The sequence below is a fragment of the Streptomyces sp. NPDC051576 genome, from assembly GCF_040681835.1.
Lineage (GTDB): Bacteria > Actinomycetota > Actinomycetes > Streptomycetales > Streptomycetaceae > Streptomyces.
On sequence record NZ_JBFAZO010000011.1, the window covers coordinates 243,922 to 261,792 of the forward strand.

The following is a 17,871-nucleotide window of genomic DNA, read 5'->3' on the forward strand; positions in this document are numbered from 1 at the left end:
CCCAGGATAGCCCGGCGCTCTTCACGCGGATCAGTCGTGCTCTTGCACATCCGCTCACTTCACTCATGGAGAGCTGTCATGGGCAGTACCCGTGCGCCCGCGGTCCAGGCGCGTCAACTGATCAAGACCTATCCCGGTGACGTCACCGCCCTCAACGGCATGGACATCACCGTCGAACCCGGCACCGTCTTCGGCCTCCTCGGCCCCAACGGCGCCGGCAAATCCACCACCGTCAAGATCCTCACCACCCTGGCCAGGCCCGACTCGGGCACCGCCACCGTCGCCGGCCATGACGTGCTGCGCCACCCGGACCGGGTCCGCCGCGCGATCGGCGTGGTGGCCCAGAACTCCGGCGCCGACCCCACGGCCACCGGCCGCGAGAACCTCCAACTCCAGGGCAGGCTCTACGGCTTGAAGGGCGCCGCCCTCGCGGAGCGGGTGGACGCACTCCTGGACCGCTTCGCCCTCGCCGAGGCCGCGCGGCGCCCGGTGAAGGGGTACTCCGGCGGAATGCGCCGCCGCCTGGACGTGGCGCTCGGCCTGGTGCACCGGCCCGAGGTGCTCTTCCTCGACGAGCCCACCACCGGTCTCGACCCGGAGGCCCGCACCGCGATGTGGGACGAGATCGGCCGTCTCGCGGGGGAGGAGGGCCTGACCATCCTGCTCACCACGCACTACCTCGAAGAGGCCGACCGGCTCGCCGAACGCATCGCGATCGTCGACCGCGGCCGGGTCGTCGTGGAGGGCACCCCCGACTCCCTCAAGGGCGAACTCCGCGGCGACGCCGTCCACTTGGAGCTGCGGGAAGCGGTCGGCGACGCCGGCCGTACGCTGCTCAGGGGTACCCTCGTCGGACTGCCGGGCGTGCACGAGGTGCTGGTCGACGGGCAGCGTGTCAGCGCCCGCGCCGACGACGGAGCGGCCGCGATGCCCGTGCTGCTGGCCGCGTTCGAGCGCGCCGGTGTCTCGGTCGCCGCCGCGACGGTCGCCCGCCCCTCGCTCGACGACGTCTATCTCCGTTACGCCGGCCGCCGTTACTCCGAGGCCGACTCGGACGGCGCCGGGCAGCTCGCGATCGCCGGAGGTGCGCGATGAGCACGGCCGTCTCCCAGACCTGGTACATGACGCAGCGTCAACTCAGGGTGTTCGCACGGCAGCCCGCCTTCGCGGTCATCACCCTCATCCAGCCGATGATCTGGCTGTTCCTGTTCGGCAACCTCTTCAGGAAGGTCGTCGAACTCGGCGGCTTCGGCACCACCTCGTACCTGGACTACCTCGTCCCGGGCGTGGTCGTGATGAGCGCCCTCAGCTCCAACATGTGGGCGGGCATGGGCACGTTGGAGGAGATCCAGCGCGGCACCCTCGACCGCTTCCTGACCACCCCGGTCAGCCGGGCCGCGCTGATGAACGGCAACGTCGTCAACAACGGCCTGGTGACCGCGTTCCAGTCGGTGGTCATCGTGCTGCTCGGACTGCTCGGCGGCGCCGACTACCCGGGCGGCGTCGGCGGCGTCGCGATCCTGATCGTGGCCTCCGTGCTGCTGGGCACCATATTCGGGGCGCTGTCGAACGCGCTGGGCATGCTGGTGCGGGAGCGGGAGTCGATCATCGGCATCAACACCTTCCTGCTGCTGCCGCTGACATTCCTGTCCAGCGCCTTCATGGCGCCGTCCCGGATGCCCTCGTGGATGCGGCACATCGCCGACTTCAACCCGCTCAACTGGGCGATGGTGGCGGGCCGTTCGGCGATGTCCGAGCACCCCGACTGGGGCGATGTGCTCAGCCGGGGCGGTGCGCTGCTGGGGCTCGCGGTGGTGGCGGTGTGGCTGTCGATCCGTACGTTCCGGTCCTACCAGCGGTCCGTATAACCGGTCGTACCGGCGGTCCGTCCGTGCAAGGGGTGGGGCGCAACGGCTAGGCAGCCGCCGTGGCGCCCTCCTGCTCGGCCTCGATCTTCGCGTTCCAGTCCCGCTTGGAGGCCTGCCAGCCGTCCTCGTTGTGGCCGAGCCGCCAGTAGCCGGAGATCGACAGGTCCTCGCGCGGAATCGCCAGCTCGACCCGCAACAGGGCGCGCAGCTCCTTCACGAAGGCCGCCTCGCCGTGCACGAAGGCGTGCATCCGGCCCTCGGGGAACTCCAGTGCCCGGACGGCCTCGACGAGGGTCTCGCCGACGGGACGGTCCCCGCGGTGCAGCCAGACGACCTCGATGTCGGAGTCGATCTTCTGCTCCTCCTCGGGCCCGGAGATCTCCACGAAGGCGTGTGCCGTGACGCCCTCGGGCAGCGACTCCAGCGCGCGGGCGATCGCGGGCAGCGCGCTCTCGTCCCCGGCGAGCAGATGCCAGTCGGCGTCGGTGTCGGGGGCGTAGGCGCCGCCGGGGCCCATGAAGCGGACGGTCTCGCCCGGCTGGACGCGGCAGGCCCACGGGCCGGCGAGACCCTCGTCGCCGTGGATCACGAAGTCCAGGGTGAGTTCGAGGTGTTCGGGGTCCCAGGCGCGCACGGTGTAGGTCCGGGTCACCGGCCACTGCTCGCGCGGGAACTCCGCGCGGATGCGCTCCATGTCGAAGGGCTCGGGGTAGGTGGCGCCCCCGGCCGGGAACAGCAGCTTCACGTAGTGGTCGGTGCAGGTGTCGGCGGAGAACCCGGCCAGACCCTCGCCGCCGAGCACCACGCGCTGCATATGGGGGGTCAGTCGTTCGGTGCGGACAACCTGCGCGGAGTGGGGCTTACGCGGCTTCCGTGCCGGACGTTCTGCCATGACGGCCTCCCAGATTCCCATGCTTAGGCTTACCTAAGTTAGCACTACATTCTCTGTGAAAGGCAAGAAGGCGAGGGCGAGAACAATGCTTACGCGCCCAGCGTGGTGAGCAGTCGCTGCAATGATCCGCCCAGACCCCAGCGGTCCGCCAGCGCGTCCACCAGCTCCGGGTCACGCGGGCCGTGCGGCAGCGTCGGGTCGACGTCGGGCAGCGGTACGTCGTCCGCGACCCGTACCACCTTGGGCGCGACCGCGACATACGGCCGCGACTCGTCGAGGCGCTTGCGCTGCGAAGGGGTCAGCTTCGACTTGGGATCGTCGATCGCCGCCATGATCCCGGGCACGTCACCGAACTCGGCCAGCAGCTTGGCCGCCGTCTTCTCGCCGATCCCGGGCACGCCCGGCAGACCGTCGCTGGGGTCGCCGCGCAGCAGCGCCAGATCCGCGTACCCCCGGCCGTCGACGCCGTACTTCTCGCGCAGCAGCGCCTCGTCGGTGAGCTGGAGCATGCCGACGCCCTTGAGGGGATACAGCACCCGGATTCCCCGTGCGTCGTCGACGAGTTGATACAGGTCGCGGTCGCCGGTGACGATGTCGACCGGGCCCTTGGCGTGGGCCGTGAAGGTGCCGATCACGTCGTCCGCCTCGTACGGCTCGACGCCCACGCGTGCGATGCCCACCGCGTCGAGGACGGCCTCGATGATCGGCACCTGCGGGGACAGCGTGTCCGGCACCTCCTCCGCGTCCGGGCCGCTCTCGCGCACCTCGGCGACACGGTGCGCCTTGTAGGTGGGGATCAGGTCGACCCGCCACTGCGGCCGCCAGTCCGCGTCCATGCACGCGACCAACTGGTCGGGCCGGTGGTCCTTGACCAGCCGGTCGATGAATTCGAGCAGCCCGCGCACGGCGTTCACCGGCGTCCCGTCCGGTGCCTTCACGGACTCCGGGACGCCGAAGTAGGCGCGGAAGTAGAGCGAGGCGGTGTCGAGAAGCATCAGTCGTCCGGTCACGCCTCGCATCATGCCGCACCGCGCGGACAGTGCGGACGGTCAGGCGTCGGCGCGGTGCGAAAGCGAGAGCAGCCAGGCCCACCGCGGACGCTCCGTGACCAGCGTGACGGCGGCGAGCACGGACACGAGCACGGCGGCCCACAGCGGCATGATCCACCAGGCGGCGACCAGGGCACCGGCGAGCTGCAACAGCACCAGGAGGATCGTCGCCCACCCCGGCACCGGCACGACCACCCGCTCCTTGTCACCCGGAGTGGCGAACACGGTCGGCAGACCGATCAGCACCACGAGCGACAGGACCGCCAGAACCCAGGAGTGACGGGCCAGCGCCCACGGCATGCCCACCCAGGCGACGAGTTCCGTACTGAAGCGAAAGACCGACGGCAGCCGGTCATCAGGTCGTTCCACAGTGCCCCCCCTGAGACTCGGGAAGCGATCCTACGGCGCGAGTGACCTGAACCACGTTCCGTTTGCGGTGGACGGGCGGGGGCAGGCGCCGCCCGTCCTGCCCCCCATCGAGAGGTACGCGTGTCAGCCAGGCTAGAAGCCGAGCATCTGTACAAGGTGTTCGGCAGACGATCCGACCAGGCGGTTGAACGGCTCCGGGAAGGAGCCGACCGGGAGGAACTCCGCACCGACGGCACCACGGCCGCCGTGATAGACGCCTCCTTCTCCGTCGCACCGGGCCAGATCTTCGTCGTCATGGGCCTGTCCGGCTCCGGCAAGTCCACCCTCCTGCGCATGCTCAACGGACTCCTGGAGCCCACCGCGGGACGCGTCCTCTTCGACGGCCAGGACCTGACGGCGCTCGGCGACCGTGAGCTGCGCGAGGTCCGCGCCCGCAAGATCAGCATGGTCTTCCAGCACTTCGCGCTGTTCCCGCACCGCAGCGTCCGCGAGAACGCCGCCTACGGTCTGGCCGTGCAGGGCGTGCCCCGCGCCGAGCGCGAAGCCCGCGCCGGCGAGGCGCTCGCCCTGTGCGGGCTGGCCGGCTGGGAGGACTCCTGGCCCGACGAGCTGTCCGGCGGCATGCAGCAGCGCGTCGGCCTGGCCCGCGCGCTGGCCACCGACGCCGACCTGCTCCTGATGGACGAGTCGTTCAGCGCGCTCGACCCGCTGATCCGCCGGGACATGCAGGACCAACTCCTCGAACTCCAGAAGTCGTTGAAGAAGACGATCGTCTTCATCACCCACGACCTCAACGAGGCCATGCGCCTGGGCGACCGCATCGCCGTCATGCGCGACGGCCGCATCGTCCAGACCGGCACCGCCGAGGACATCCTGCTCCGCCCCGCCAACGACTACGTCGCCTCCTTCATCCAGGACGTCGACCGCTCCCGGGTGCTGACCGCGAGCGCCGTCATGGACACCGGTGTCGACGGCCACGAGGCCGACTGCGCCTGCGCGACCGCCACACCGGAGATGCCCTTCACCGACCTCTGCGCCCTCAGCGCCCGCATCCCGCACGCGGTCGCGGTGCTCGACGCGGCCGACGAGGTCGTGGGCGTCGTACCGCAGGAACGTCTCGTCGCGTTCCTCGGCGGAGCACCCGAAGGGGAGCAGGTGACCACCTGTGCCTAGGCTCCCGCTCGGCGACTGGGTCGACTCCGGTGTCAACTGGCTCCTCGCCCACATGTCCTGGCTCTTCGACGCGATCAAGACCGTCGTCGAGGGCATGTACGACGGCATCAACGCGGTCCTCGGCGCCCCCGAACCGCTGCTCCTCGCGGGCATCCTGGCCGTGCTCGCCTGGTGGCTGCGCGGACTGGTCGCGGGCGTCCTGGCCTTCGCCGGATTCGTGCTGATCGACTCGCTCGACCTCTGGGACCGGGCCATGTCGACCCTGGCCCTGGTGCTCGTGGCCACCGTCATCGCCCTGGTGATCTCGATCCCGCTGGGCATCTGGGCGGCCCGCTCCAGGACGGTCAGCGCGGTCGTACGACCCGCCCTCGACCTGCTCCAGACGATGCCGTCGATGGTGCTGCTGATCCCGGCGATCCTCTTCTTCGGCCTCGGCACCTCCGCCGGAGTCATCGCCACCCTGATCTTCGCGCTCGCCCCCGGCGTCCGCATGACCGAACTGGGCATCCGCCAGGTCGACGCCGAACTCGTCGAAGCCGCCGAGGCGTTCGGCACCTCACCGCGTGACACCCTGCTCCGCGTCCAACTGCCCCTCGCCCTCCCGACGATCATGGCGGGCGTCAACCAGGTCATCATGCTGGGCCTTTCGATGGTCGTCATCGCCGGCATGGTCGGCACCGGCGGCCTCGGCGGCGCCGTCAACGAGGCCATCGGCCAGCTCGACATCGGCTTCGGCTTCGAGGCGGGCGTCGGCATCGTCGTCCTCGCCATCTACCTCGACCGCATGACCGGCGCACTCGGCACCCAGATCTCCCCGCTCGGCCGCAGGGCCGCCGCCAAGGCCCGCGCGGCGGAGAGCGTCAAGCCCTGGAACTACCGCCCCCGCCCGGCGTTCGCCGTGATCGGCGTGGTCGTCCTCGCCCTGGTGGCAAGCGGCATCGGCGTCTTCGGCTCTTCGTCCGACACAACGACGGCCGGCGCCGAAAACATCGGCAAGGGCAAGAACATCACCATCGGCTACATCCCCTGGGACGAGGGCATCGCCTCCACCTTCCTCTGGAAGGAACTCCTGGAGGAACGCGGCTACAAGGTCACCACCACCCAGTACGCCGCCGGCCCCCTCTACACCGGCCTCGCCACCGGCCAGATCGACTTCCAGACCGACGCCTGGCTGCCCACCACGCACGCCGAGTACTGGAAGAAGTACGGCAAGCAGCTCGACGACGTCGGCAACTGGTACGGCTCCACGTCCCTGGAGCTGACCGTCCCGGCGTACATGAAGGACGTCAACACCCTCGCGGACCTGAAGACCCACGCCTCCGAGTTCGGCGGCAAGATCACCGGCATCGAACCGAGCGCCGGAATGATGGGCCTCCTGAAGACCAAGGTCCTCAAGGCGTACGGCCTGACGGGCTCCTACGACGTCGTCGACGGCTCGACCCCGGCGATGCTGGCCGAGCTGAAGCGCGCCTACGCCAAGCAGCAGCCGATCGTCGTCACGCTCTGGTCGCCGCACTGGGCGTACAGCGACTACAAGCTGAAGAAGCTCAAGGACCCGAAGGGCGCCTGGGGCAAGGGCGACGGCGTACACACCGTGGCCCGCAAGGGCTTCACCGCCGACAACCCCGACGTCGGCACGTGGCTGAGGGACTTCCACATGACCGAGGAGCAGCTCACCGGTCTGGAGGCGCAGATCCAGAAGTCCGGCAAGGGCCAGGAGCAGACCGCCGTCCGCACCTGGCTGAAGCAGCACCCTGGGCTGGCCGACAAGTGGGCCCCGGTCACGAAGAACCAGAAGAGCCAGGCGGCCGGGTGACCTGACAGTCCCGCAGCCGCCTCCCGGAGGCGGGCTCCGCCGCACGTTCCCCCCTTCGTGCGGCGGGGCCCGCCTTTTTCGTGCCGTCCCGGTACGAAAAGGATCCGGCCAACCACACAGCGCTACGAAGCCCCCTTGAACGGCCGGAGAAGTGAGCGGGAACACAGGCGACCGCGTACGCATTGAAGAGAGGGAAGAACTCTCGCGCCGATCGAGGGTCGGCAGGCCCTCGTCGCCTGGCCAGAACTGTGAGGTCCGATCGCACGCTGTGTGACGTGGATGTGACAGGCGCATGAAACGGTTTGCCGAACATGCGTAGGGTGCAGAGAAGTCATCAGAGACAGTTTCAGAAGCAGCCGCCGAAGCGGCCGCGCACCGACGAGCGAAGGAGGGAGCCGGAGCGATGGGCGACCACAAAGAACAGCCCCTTCGGGTGGGTGCGGCCGTACGGCGGCGACGCCGCGCGCTGTCCCTGACCCTCGCCGTCGTGGCCGAACGCAGCGGCCTGTCGGTGCCCTTCCTGAGCCAGGTGGAGAACGACCGCGCCCGCCCCAGCAGAAGCTCCCTGGAGAAGGTGGCCGACGCCCTGCGCACCACCGCCGTCGAACTCCTCGCCGCCGCCGACCCCGCGTGCAGCGTCGACGTCGTCCGCGCGGAGGACGCCGAGTCGGGGGTCGAACCCCGGATGCGTTCCCTGGTCCGGGGTCACCATCAGCTCCACGCCTCGGAGTTCACCGGCGACCATGACGCGGGACGCGAATTCCAGCACCGCAACGACGAGTTGATGTACGTCGCGGACGGCGCCGTCGAGATCGAGGCAGAGGGGCGCGCGTACCGCCTGGTGCGCGGCGACACGATGTACCTGACCGGCGGGGTGCGCCACCGCTGGCGCGCGACCGTGCCGGACACCCGGGTGGTCGTGGTCGCGGTGGCCGAGCACATCGAGGCGGTCCAGGACCGCCCGCGCTGATGCGCGTCGTCTCGCTCGTCCCGTCCCTGACGGAGGCGATCGCCGTGTCGCTGCCCGGAGTCGTGGTCGGCGCGACGGACTGGTGCGCTCACCCGCCCGGTCTGGACGTCGCCCGGGTGGGCGGTACCAAGAACCCGAAGCTCGACCGGATCCTCGCCCTCGCCCCCGACCTGGTGCTCGCCAACGAGGAGGAGAACCGCGCACCGGACCTGACGGCCTTGCGCGAGGCGGGAGTCGAGGTCCTGGTCACCGAAGTACGTTCCGTCCTCCAGGCGTTCAGTGAGCTGACCCGGGTGCTCGACGCGTGTGGGGCGCGGTCCCGCCCGCGCTGGCTGGACGAGGCGGAGCGGGCATGGGCGGAGCTGCCGCGACCGGAGCGCCGTAGGACCGCGGTGGTACCGATCTGGCGCCGACCCTGGATGGTGCTGGGCCGGGACACCTTCGCGGGCGATGTGCTGTCCCGGCTGGGCGTCGACCACGCGTACGCAACGCACGCCGAACGCTATCCGCGCGTCACACTGGACGAACTGCGGGCGGCGGAACCGGAGTTGGTGATCCTCCCCGACGAGCCGTACCGCTTCAGGGCCGACGACGGCCCCGAGGCCTTCCCGGGCCTGCCCTGCGCGCTCGTCAGCGGCCGGCACCTCACGTGGTACGGGCCGTCGTTGGCCGAAGCGCCGCGGGTGCTGGCGGTGGCCCTGCGAGCAGCTCACCGCTGAGCAGACCCTTCGCCGTGTGTACGGCGGCGGTGGCCCAGGCGGCGACCAGCACGCCGTACAGGACGACCGCGAGTCCGTCGTAGACGGCGAGGCCGGTGTGCCGGGCCAGGGACTCGGCGCCGGTGACACAGGTGCCGACCGGGAAGGTGAACGCCCACCACGTCATCGCGAAGCCCATGCCCCGGCGCCGGGCGCGGACGACATGCGCGGTGGCGAGGCCGAACCAGAGCAGCGCGAACCCCATGACGGGGACGCCGTAGAGGACGGCGAGGAGACCGAAACCCTGGGCGTACGCGGCCGGTACGACTCCGGGGGCGAAGTCCGCGAACTTGCCGACGGCGGTGGTGGACTGGCCCAGCGGACCCAGCACCAGGAACAGCGTCGGGGTGAGCGCTAGGGCCTGTTCCAGGTTTCCCGTCGTCCGCCCGGAGGGCGCAGGCGGGAAACCTGGAACAGGCCCTAGGGGCAGCGGGCCGCCGGCGACGAGCCGGGCGAAGAGCAGCGGCAGCATCAACAGGGTTGCCAGCAGGCTCAGTCCGAACATCGCGAAGCACGCCAGGAGGAGGGTCGCCCGGGCCTGCCCGGCCGGCAGATGCGGCACGAGCAGCGGGCCGAGGGCGGCGGACACCATCGGCGCGACGACGGGCAGCAGCCACACGGGGGTCGCCTCCGACGGGTGCACGTGATGCCGTACGGCCATCAGGTACGGGACGGCGACGGCGGCCGCGAGCCCGACGACCGTACCGACCGCGAACAGCACGGCGTCGAGGACGACCGCGGCCCGCAGTCCGATCCAGTCCTGCCCGACCACCAGGGTGCCGCCGCCCACCGCCAGCAGGGCCATCGCGAGGCAGCCGTAGAAGGGGGCCGTCGCCGGGTCGAGGAGGTGGGCGCGGGCCTGGTCGCGGTGGTGGGTCCAGTGCAGGGTGCGGGCGGCGAGCAGGACAAGGAGCAGGGCGAACGAGAGGGCCCAGACGGCTGCGAGGGCCGTGCGCAGCCCCGGGAGGTGGCCGGGGAGTCCGGCACCGGCCGTGGCGACGATGGCGGTGCCCATGACGGAGGCGTACCAGTTGGGTCCGAGGTGGCGAACGGCGGTGACCATGCCTCCACCGTCTCGCCGACCGAGACGGCCGGCCAGGGAGCATCTGTCTATGGGGGCATAAACTGGATTTATGAGCAGCAGCAGTGAGGTGGAAGAACCGCGGGAGGGGTCGATCGCGCACCGGGTGCCGGATCTGGGCGCGCTGGAGCTGTTGCTGGCGGTGGCACGGCTCGGGAGTCTCGGCGGCGCGGCGCGCGAGCTGGGGATCACCCAGCCGGCCGCGAGCAGCCGGATCCGCTCGATGGAACGGCAACTCGGCGTCGCCCTGGTGGACCGCTCACCGCGCGGCTCAAGCCTGACCGACGCCGGGGCCCTGGTCACCGACTGGGCCCGCCGGGTCGTCGAGGCGGCCGCGGCCTTCGACGCGGGCGCCCAGGCGCTACGACACCGCCGCGACTCCCGGCTCCGCGTGGCCGCGAGCATGACCATCGCCGAGTACCTGCTCCCCGGCTGGCTCCTCGCGCTGCGCTCCCAACGCCCCGACACCGCGGTCTCGTTGCTGGCCGGCAACTCCACGGCGGTCGCGGAACGCCTGCTGGCGGACGAGGCGGACCTCGGTTTCGTGGAGGGCCTGTCGGTCCCGCCCGGCCTCGACTCCACAGTGATCGCCCACGACCACCTGATCGTCGTCACCGCCCCCACCCACCCCTGGGCCCGCCGCCGACGCCCCGTCCCCGCAGGGGAGTTGGCGTCGACCCCTCTGATCCTCCGCGAGAAGGGCTCCGGCACCCGCCAGGTCCTCGACGCGGCCCTCGGCGGCCTGGCCCGCCCCCTGATCGAACTCTCCTCCACCACAGCGGTCAAGGCATCAGCGGTCGGCGGAGCCGGACCCGCCGTCCTCAGCGAACTGGCGGTCGGTGAGGAACTGTCGACGCGGAGGCTGGTACGCATCCCGCTGGAGGGAGTCACTCTCGCCCGGGACTTGAGAGCGGTGTGGCCGACGGGACATCGGCCTACGGGGCCGGCACGGGAGCTGCTTTCGCTGACGCGGGGCTAGCGGGCCGTCGCGGCCGCCTCCACCAGTGCCCGCATCACCCGCAGGTCCTCGCCCATCTCGGGATGCCACTGGACACCCAACACCCAGTGGGCGGAGGGGAGTTCGACCGCCTCCGGAGTTCCGTCCTCAGCCCAGGCCGATACGGTCAGGCCGGTGCCCAGGAGGTCGATGGACTGGTGGTGGAAGGTGGGTACGGAGGTTTCTTCCGGTACGGCGGTCGCGTAGCGGGTGCCCGGGACCGGCTTGACCGGGTGGTGGCCGAAGACGCCCGGGGTCTCCGCGTGGCCGTCGAGGTGCTGGACGAGCGTGCCGCCCAGGGCGACGTTCAGGAGCTGCATGCCCCGGCAGATGCCCAGCAGGGGGACGTGGGCCGTCAACGCGGCCTGGATCAGGGCGAGTTCCCAGGCGTCGCGGGCGTGGGCGGGCGGGCCGGTGCGGGGGTCGCGCTGCGCGCCGTAGCGGACCGGGTCGACGTCCGGGCCGCCCGCGATCACCAGGCCGTCGAGGCGGCTGACGGTCGCCGGAGCGTGTTCGGGGGAGTCCGGCGGGAGCATCGCGGCCAGGCCGCCCGCCCGCTGGACGAGCCGGGGGTAGCCGGCCGGCAGGAGCGCCGCATCCAGCTCCCAGGCGCCCCAGCGTGCCCCGGTCTCCAGGTATGTGCTGATGCCGATCAGCGGCCTGTCCGCCATGCTTTCCTCCGACCGCGAGGCGACGTGAATGGACTCGATGGGAACCATTGAACTACCCCACCGGTCACGCGAGGAACCCCCGCAGCAGTGCCGCCGTCCCCGCGCAGTGTTCCCGCATCATCTCCCGCGCCCCGTCCGCGTCCCCGTCCAGCACCGCCTCCACCAGCGCGATGTGCTGCCGCTGCGAGTGCTCCAGATTGCGGACCAGGAGCGGGATGCAGTCGAGGAGGTCGTTCACCGTGGCCCGTACCGCCGCGTACTGCGCGGTCAGGGTCGGGGAACCGCACAGCTCGGCCAGGGTCAGATGCAGCAGCGTGTCCAGGCGGCGGTAGTCGGCGAGCGGCGCGTCGTGCGTGCGGGCCAGGGCGTCGCGCAGGCGGCCCGCCTGTTCTGCCGAAAGGCCGTGCGTCGCGCACAGGCCCGTCGCGCCGACCTCCAGCACCTCCCGGAACCGCAGCACGTCCTCGATGTCGACCGTGCTGATCCGCCGCCGCAGCTCGTCCTCGCCGCCGGCGTCCGACTTCGGCAGCACGAACGTCCCGCCGTAGCGCCCGCGCCGGGACTCCACCAGACCCTGGTCCTGCAGCACCTTCAGCACCTCGCGCAGCGTCACCCGGCTGATGCCGAGCCGCTCCGCCAGCTCCCGCTCGGCCGGCAACCGCTCGCCGCCCGGCACCAGACCGAGCCGTACGACCTGGAGGATCTGCTCCAGCGCCTCTTCGAAGCCGTTGCCCGCCCGTACCGGCCGCAGGACCGGGGTCAAGCGGTCCTCAAGGCCGTCCTCCGCGCTCAGCGACATCTGGCGGCACCCCCTTCCCAAGCAATGGTTCTCCGCAATACCTTATGGTTTCCGGCCCGGTCGAAGAAGCGCGCAGCAGCCGAAGGAGCTTTCCCGTGGCAGACCGCACACCCCCGCTGAGCGTCGAGGAACTGCACGCCCTCGTCGCCAGCGGCGAGATCGACACTGTCGTCCTGGCCTTCCCCGATATGCAAGGGCGGCTCCAGGGCAAGCGGTTCGCCGCCCGCTTCTTCCTCGACGACGTACTCCGGCACGGCACCGAGGGCTGCAACTACCTCCTCGCCGTCGACACCGACATGAACACGGTCGACGGCTACGAGATGTCCTCCTGGGAGCGCGGTTACGGCGACTTCGCCATGCACCCGGACCTGTCCACCCTCCGCCGTGTGCCGTGGAACGCCGGCACCGCCCTGCTGATCGCCGACCTCGCCTGGAACGACGGGTCGCCGGTGGTGGCCGCGCCCCGCCAGATCCTGCGCCGCCAACTGGAGCGCCTCGCCGAGCACGGTTTCACCGCGCAGGTCGGTACGGAGCTGGAGTTCATCGTGTTCAAGGACACGTACGAACAGGCCTGGGAGGCCAACTACAAAGGGCTCACCCCCGCCAACCAGTACAACATCGACTACTCCGTGCTCGGCACCGGCCGCATCGAGCCGCTGCTCCGCCGGATCCGCAACGAGATGACGGCCGCCGGTCTCGTCGTCGAGTCCGCCAAGGGCGAGTGCAACCCCGGCCAGCACGAGATCGTCTTCCGCTACGACGACGCCCTCGTCACCTGCGACCAGCACGCCGTGTACAAGACCGGCGCCAAGGAGATCGCCTCCCAGGAGGGTGTCTCGCTCACCTTCATGGCGAAGTACAACGAGCGTGAGGGCAACTCCTGCCACATCCACCTCTCGCTCGGCGACGGGGAGGGCGGCAACGCGATGGCGGGGACCGCCTCCGACCCCGGCGGCATGTCCGAGGTCATGCGGTACTTCCTCGCCGGGCAGCTCGCCGCGCTCCGCGACTTCTCGCTGCTGTACGCCCCGAACATCAACTCCTACAAGCGGTTCCAGCCGGGCTCGTTCGCGCCGACCGCCGTCGCCTGGGGGTACGACAACCGCACCTGCGCGCTGCGGGTCGTCGGCCACGGCCGCTCGATGCGCTTCGAGAACCGGCTGCCCGGCGGCGACGTGAACCCCCATCTCGCGGTGGCGGGCCTGGTCGCGGCCGGCCTCTACGGCATCGAGCACAAGCTGGAACTGCCCGAGCCCTGCGCGGGCAACGCCTACAGCGCCGAGTACGCGCACGTCCCCACCAATCTCCGCGAGGCCGCCGAGCTGTGGGAGAACAGCCCGATCGCCAAGGCCGCCTTCGGCGACGAAGTCGTCGCGCACTACCGCAACATGGCGCGCGTCGAACTGGAAGCCTTCGACGCCGCCGTCACCGACTGGGAGCTGCGTCGCTCCTTCGAACGTCTGTGAGGAACCCCTTGCCTGCCGAGCAGTCTCTCGACGTACTGAACCCCGCCACCGAGGAGGTCCTCGCCACCGTCCCGGCCGCCGACGCGGCCGACGTGGACGCCGCCGTCGTACGCGCCGCCCGGGCCCAGGCGAAGTGGGCCGCGCTGCCGCCCGCAGACCGGGCCTGGCTGCTGCGCCGCTTCGCGACCGCGGTGGACGAACACCTGGAAGAACTGGCCCAGTTGGAGGTCCGCGAGGCGGGGCACACGGTCGGCAACGCCCGCTGGGAGGCCGGCAACGTCCGTGATCTGCTCGACTACGCGGCCGGGGGAGTGGAGCGGCTGACCGGCCGGCAGATCCCGGTCGCGGGCGGCCTCGACGTCACGATCCTCGAACCGCTGGGCGTGGTGGGCGTGATCGCGCCCTGGAACTTCCCCATGCCGATCGCCGCCTGGGGCACCGCACCGGCGCTCGCGGCGGGCAACGCGGTCATCCTCAAACCGGCCGAGACGACCCCGCTGACCGCGCTCCGACTGGCCGAACTCGCCCTGGAGGCAGGCCTTCCCGAGCACCTCTTCCAGGTGCTCCCCGGCCGCGGCCCGGTCGCGGGCAACGCGCTCGTCGAGCACCCGGGCGTCGCGAAGATCGTGTTCACGGGGTCAACGGCCGTAGGCAAACAGGTGTTGGCGAAGGGGTCGGCGCTCCTCAAGCGCGTCACCCTCGAACTCGGCGGCAAGAGCCCCAACATCGTCTTCGCCGACGCCGACCTCGAAGCCGCCGCCGCAGCCGCCCCCATGTCCTTCCTCGACAACTCCGGCCAGGACTGCTGCGCCCGCACCCGCATCCTCGTCCAACGCGGCGCCTACGACCGCTTCCTGGACCTCCTGGCCCCCGCGATCGAAGGGGTCACGGTGGGCGACCCGGCCGACGAGAAGACGGACATGGGCCCGCTGATCTCCAAGTCCCAACTGGAGCGCGTCCGTTCATACGTCACCGACGACCTGGACGGCATTCGCGGCAAGGCGCCCGAGGGCCCCGGCTTCTGGTTCCCGCCCACCGTCCTCACCGGTGTCGACCCGCACGCACGCGTGGCCGTCGAGGAGGTCTTCGGCCCGGTCGCCGTGGTGCTCCCCTTCGAGGACGAGGCGGAGGCGATCGCGCTCGCCAACGCCACCGACTACGGCCTCGCCGGCTCCATCTGGACCCGCGACGTCGGCCGCGCCCTGCGCGTCTCGAAGGCCGTCCGGGCGGGCAACCTGTCCGTCAACTCCCATTCCAGCGTCCGCTATTGGACCCCCTTCGGCGGCTTCAAGCAGTCGGGGATCGGCCGCGAACTGGGCCCGGACGCGCTCACCGCCTTCACCGAAACCAAGAACGTCTTCATCAGCGACGTCTCCACCAGCACGGAGGACCCAGCACAGTGACCGCAGAGATTGTCTGCCGACGACTCGTCGGCCGTACCGCCGTCATCACCGGAGCCGGCAGCGGCATCGGCCTCGCCACCGCGCGCCGGCTCGCCTCCGAGGGCGCGCACGTCGTCTGCGGCGACATCGACGAGACCCACGGCAAGGCGGCGGCCGACGAGGTCGGCGGACTGTTCGTGAAGGTCGACGTCACCGACCCCGAGCAGGTCGAGGCCCTCTTCAAGGCCGCCTTCGACACCTACGGCAGTGTCGACATCGCCTTCAACAACGCGGGCATCTCGCCGCCCGACGACGACTCCATCCTCGACACCGGCCTGGAGGCCTGGAAGCGCGTCCAGGACGTCAACCTCACCTCCGTGTACCTGTGTTGCAAGGCCGCGATCCCGTACATGCGCCGTCAGGGCAAGGGCTCGATCATCAACACGGCGTCCTTCGTGGCGAGGATGGGCGCGGCCACATCCCAGATCTCGTACACCGCCTCCAAGGGCGGGGTCCTCGCCATGTCCCGTGAACTGGGCGTGCAGTTCGCCCGCGAGGGCATCCGGGTCAACGCCCTCTGCCCGGGCCCGGTCAACACCCCGCTCCTCCAGGAGCTGTTCGCCAAGGACCCGGAGCGGGCCGCGCGCCGCCTCGTCCACATCCCGGTCGGCCGCTTCGCGGAGGCGACCGAGATCGCCGCTGCCGTCGCTTTCCTGGCCAGCGACGACTCGTCCTTCGTCAACGCGGCGGACTTCCTGGTCGACGGCGGTATCGCGGGGGCATACGTCACCCCCATGTAGGCAAGCCGTCAACCCCCGCCGGAGCGGGGGCAGTCGACCCGGTGAGCCATCACAGGAAGGTCATGCCCTCGCCCCGGTAGGTGGGCACGGTGGAGGTCACCCGGTCGCCCTCGATCAGGTGCAACGCGTCGAACCGCTCGCACAGTTCACCCGCCTTGGCGTGCCGGAACCACACCTTGTCGCCGATCAGCAGGTCGTCGGCGGGCGTGCCGAGCAGCGGCGTCTGCACCTCGCCGGGGCCCTCCTGGGGGTCGTAGCGCAGGCCCTCCGGCAGGTACGGCACCGGGAGCCGGTCGGGGCCGGGGGCGCCGGAGGCGGGGTAGCCGCCGCCGAGGACGGTCACGACGCCGACGCCCGGGCGCCGTACGACGGGCTGGGCGAAGAGAGCGGCCGGACGGCCGGTGAAGGACGTGTAATTGTCGAACAGGCGCGGCACATACAGCCCGGAACCGGCCGCGATCTCGGTGACGGCGTCCTCGGCCGCGGTGTGCTGGACACTGCCGGTGCCGCCGCCGTTGACGAACTCCAGATCCGGTACGACGGCCCGCACGGCCCGCACCACCTCCGCGCGCCGCTCGGCGAGTTCACGCTTGGCGGTGGCCTGCATCAGCCGGATCGCGCGGGACCGGAAGGGCCGCCCGGCCACGGAGTCGCCGACACCGGCGATGTGCCCCTCGTAGGCCATGATCCCTACGACCTTGAAGCCCGGGCGGCGGGACACCGTCCGGGCGATGTCGGCGAGTTGGGCGGGGGAGCGCAGCGGCGAGCGGAGCGCTCCCACGCGCACGCGGCCGCCGAGCATCCGCAGCGAGGTGTCCAACTCCAGGCAGACACGCACGACTTCGCTGCCGCCGTCGCGCGAGTCGTCGATGAGCTTGAGCTGTGCCGGGTCGTCGATCATCACGGTGACGGCGGCGGCGAGCTTGGGGTCGTTGGCCAGCTCGCCGAAGGCGGCGCGGTCGGCGGACGGGTAGGCGAGCAGCACGTCCTCGAACCCGGAGCGGGCAAGCCACAGCGACTCGGCCAGGGTGAAGGACATGAGGCCCGCGAAGCCGTCCCTGGCCAGGACGCGTTCGAGCAGGTTTCGGCAGCGGACGGACTTGCTGGCGACGCGGACCGGCTTGCCGCCGGCCCGGCGGACGAGGTCGTCCGCGTTGGCATCGAAAGCGTCCAGGTCGACGATCGCGACGGGGGCGTCGAGGTGGGCGGTGGCCCGGTCGTAACGGGCCCGGTCGGCGGCGCGCGCAGTCATGAACGCAGCCTGCCAGACAGGATTACCGCAGGGTAGGGGGACGTTCCGGGCAGATGCCCCGGGGTCGCGGACTGGTTCCCGTTCGAGCGGGGGCAACCCGTAGAGTGACGCGCACGCACGGAGGAAACGCCGCCGGTCGTTCGACCGCGCCCGGGATGGCGGTCCGCCGCTGCGGGTATGCGTGCTCGGGACGAGTTTGTTTTTGTGTGCGTGCCGGGTGAGAGCGGGGTGGACACCGGTCCGTATACGAGCAGGTGCGGGAGAACACCGGCCCGCGTACGAACGAACGGTGGCCCGGGTACGAGGAAACGGGGGGTGCATGAGCACGGAAGCGCGACGCGCCCCCGTACCGCCGCGCCACACGACGAATGCGGCGGAGCCGCCGTCGTCCGACGATGCAACAGGCGAGGACTTGGACCAACCGCATTCCGGCCCCGTGGGTACGTCGGGGTCAGGTTCGATAACGGACGAGTCGCAGGGCGCGTCGAGCTTCTGGGGTGGTTCGTCGGGGCGTCGTCCGACGGCAGT

17 protein-coding genes are annotated in these 17,871 nt (G+C 70.9%); 10 read left to right on the forward strand and 7 right to left on the reverse strand.

What is annotated here, in order from left to right; translation table 11 throughout:
* Positions 1-78 precede the first annotated feature (78 nt).
* Positions 79-1,095, forward strand: a complete 1,017-nt coding sequence (locus AB0M63_RS32680; RefSeq protein ID WP_355906588.1) for an ATP-binding cassette domain-containing protein — start codon at positions 79-81, stop codon at positions 1,093-1,095.
* Positions 1,092-1,868 carry an ABC transporter permease gene (locus tag AB0M63_RS32685; RefSeq protein ID WP_366021910.1) on the forward strand — a complete coding sequence of 259 codons (777 nt, stop codon included), beginning with the start codon at positions 1,092-1,094 and terminating at the stop codon, positions 1,866-1,868. The genes AB0M63_RS32680 and AB0M63_RS32685 overlap by 4 nt, the downstream gene beginning before the upstream one ends.
* A 46-nt stretch (positions 1,869-1,914) precedes the next feature.
* Here AB0M63_RS32685 and AB0M63_RS32690 read toward each other — a convergent pair whose 3' ends face one another.
* The 3 genes from AB0M63_RS32690 to AB0M63_RS32700 all read right to left on the reverse strand — a co-directional run bounded on the left by AB0M63_RS32690 (position 1,915) and on the right by AB0M63_RS32700 (position 4,178).
* Complete coding sequence (locus AB0M63_RS32690) at positions 1,915-2,760, reverse strand: siderophore-interacting protein (protein ID WP_366021911.1); 846 nt, start codon at positions 2,758-2,760, stop codon at positions 1,915-1,917.
* A gap of 89 nt (positions 2,761-2,849) precedes the next feature.
* The gene (locus AB0M63_RS32695; protein ID WP_366021992.1) at positions 2,850-3,779 is read right to left on the reverse strand and encodes a 5'-3' exonuclease; all 930 of its coding nucleotides are present in this window, start codon (positions 3,777-3,779) and stop codon (positions 2,850-2,852) included.
* Positions 3,780-3,809: 30 nt separating this feature from the next.
* On the reverse strand, positions 3,810-4,178 hold the full coding sequence (locus AB0M63_RS32700; RefSeq protein WP_355906597.1) for a hypothetical protein: 369 nt from the start codon (positions 4,176-4,178) through the stop codon (positions 3,810-3,812).
* 120 nt (positions 4,179-4,298) lie between these two features.
* Here AB0M63_RS32700 and AB0M63_RS32705 point away from each other — a divergent pair, with 120 nt between their 5' ends.
* The 4 genes from AB0M63_RS32705 to AB0M63_RS32720 all read left to right on the forward strand — a co-directional run bounded on the left by AB0M63_RS32705 (position 4,299) and on the right by AB0M63_RS32720 (position 8,856).
* Positions 4,299-5,351 (forward strand): glycine betaine/L-proline ABC transporter ATP-binding protein, encoded by a 1,053-nt coding sequence (locus AB0M63_RS32705; protein WP_355906600.1) that lies wholly within the window; start codon positions 4,299-4,301, stop codon positions 5,349-5,351.
* Positions 5,344-7,167, forward strand: coding sequence for an ABC transporter permease/substrate binding protein (locus AB0M63_RS32710; RefSeq protein WP_366021912.1), 1,824 nt, complete (start codon positions 5,344-5,346; stop codon positions 7,165-7,167). The genes AB0M63_RS32705 and AB0M63_RS32710 overlap by 8 nt, the downstream gene beginning before the upstream one ends.
* A gap of 403 nt (positions 7,168-7,570) precedes the next feature.
* Positions 7,571-8,137 carry an XRE family transcriptional regulator gene (locus AB0M63_RS32715; protein ID WP_355906607.1) on the forward strand — a complete coding sequence of 189 codons (567 nt, stop codon included), beginning with the start codon at positions 7,571-7,573 and terminating at the stop codon, positions 8,135-8,137.
* Complete coding sequence (locus AB0M63_RS32720) at positions 8,137-8,856, forward strand: helical backbone metal receptor (RefSeq protein ID WP_366021913.1); 720 nt, start codon at positions 8,137-8,139, stop codon at positions 8,854-8,856. Before AB0M63_RS32715 ends, AB0M63_RS32720 begins: the two co-directional genes overlap by 1 nt.
* Here AB0M63_RS32720 and AB0M63_RS32725 read toward each other — a convergent pair.
* The gene (locus AB0M63_RS32725) at positions 8,783-9,958 is read right to left on the reverse strand and encodes a TDT family transporter (RefSeq protein WP_366021914.1); all 1,176 of its coding nucleotides are present in this window, start codon (positions 9,956-9,958) and stop codon (positions 8,783-8,785) included. The two genes, AB0M63_RS32720 and AB0M63_RS32725, sit on opposite strands and share 74 nt — an antisense overlap.
* A 70-nt stretch (positions 9,959-10,028) precedes the next feature.
* Here AB0M63_RS32725 and AB0M63_RS32730 point away from each other — a divergent pair, with 70 nt between their 5' ends.
* Positions 10,029-10,955, forward strand: a complete 927-nt coding sequence (locus AB0M63_RS32730) for a LysR family transcriptional regulator (protein ID WP_366021915.1) — start codon at positions 10,029-10,031, stop codon at positions 10,953-10,955.
* Here AB0M63_RS32730 and AB0M63_RS32735 read toward each other — a convergent pair.
* Positions 10,952-11,644: a gamma-glutamyl-gamma-aminobutyrate hydrolase family protein gene (locus AB0M63_RS32735; protein WP_366021916.1), complete on the reverse strand. Its 693-nt coding sequence runs from the start codon at positions 11,642-11,644 to the stop codon at positions 10,952-10,954. The genes AB0M63_RS32730 and AB0M63_RS32735 overlap by 4 nt on opposite strands.
* A gap of 64 nt (positions 11,645-11,708) precedes the next feature.
* The gene (locus tag AB0M63_RS32740) at positions 11,709-12,443 is read right to left on the reverse strand and encodes an FCD domain-containing protein (protein ID WP_355906622.1); all 735 of its coding nucleotides are present in this window, start codon (positions 12,441-12,443) and stop codon (positions 11,709-11,711) included.
* A gap of 95 nt (positions 12,444-12,538) precedes the next feature.
* Here AB0M63_RS32740 and AB0M63_RS32745 point away from each other — a divergent pair, with 95 nt between their 5' ends.
* The 3 genes from AB0M63_RS32745 to AB0M63_RS32755 are packed head-to-tail and all read left to right on the forward strand — an operon-like array spanning position 12,539 to position 16,091.
* The gene (locus tag AB0M63_RS32745; RefSeq protein WP_366021917.1) at positions 12,539-13,909 is read left to right on the forward strand and encodes a glutamine synthetase family protein; all 1,371 of its coding nucleotides are present in this window, start codon (positions 12,539-12,541) and stop codon (positions 13,907-13,909) included.
* Between the two features lie 8 nt (positions 13,910-13,917).
* Complete coding sequence (locus AB0M63_RS32750) at positions 13,918-15,312, forward strand: aldehyde dehydrogenase family protein (RefSeq protein ID WP_366021918.1); 1,395 nt, start codon at positions 13,918-13,920, stop codon at positions 15,310-15,312.
* Complete coding sequence (locus AB0M63_RS32755; RefSeq protein ID WP_355906631.1) at positions 15,309-16,091, forward strand: 3-oxoacyl-ACP reductase; 783 nt, start codon at positions 15,309-15,311, stop codon at positions 16,089-16,091. The genes AB0M63_RS32750 and AB0M63_RS32755 overlap by 4 nt, the downstream gene beginning before the upstream one ends.
* A 49-nt stretch (positions 16,092-16,140) precedes the next feature.
* On the opposite strand, the gene AB0M63_RS32760 is transcribed toward AB0M63_RS32755, so the two are convergent.
* Positions 16,141-17,343 carry an amino acid deaminase/aldolase gene (locus tag AB0M63_RS32760; protein WP_355906634.1) on the reverse strand — a complete coding sequence of 401 codons (1,203 nt, stop codon included), beginning with the start codon at positions 17,341-17,343 and terminating at the stop codon, positions 16,141-16,143.
* Between the last annotated feature and the right edge of the window lie 528 nt (positions 17,344-17,871).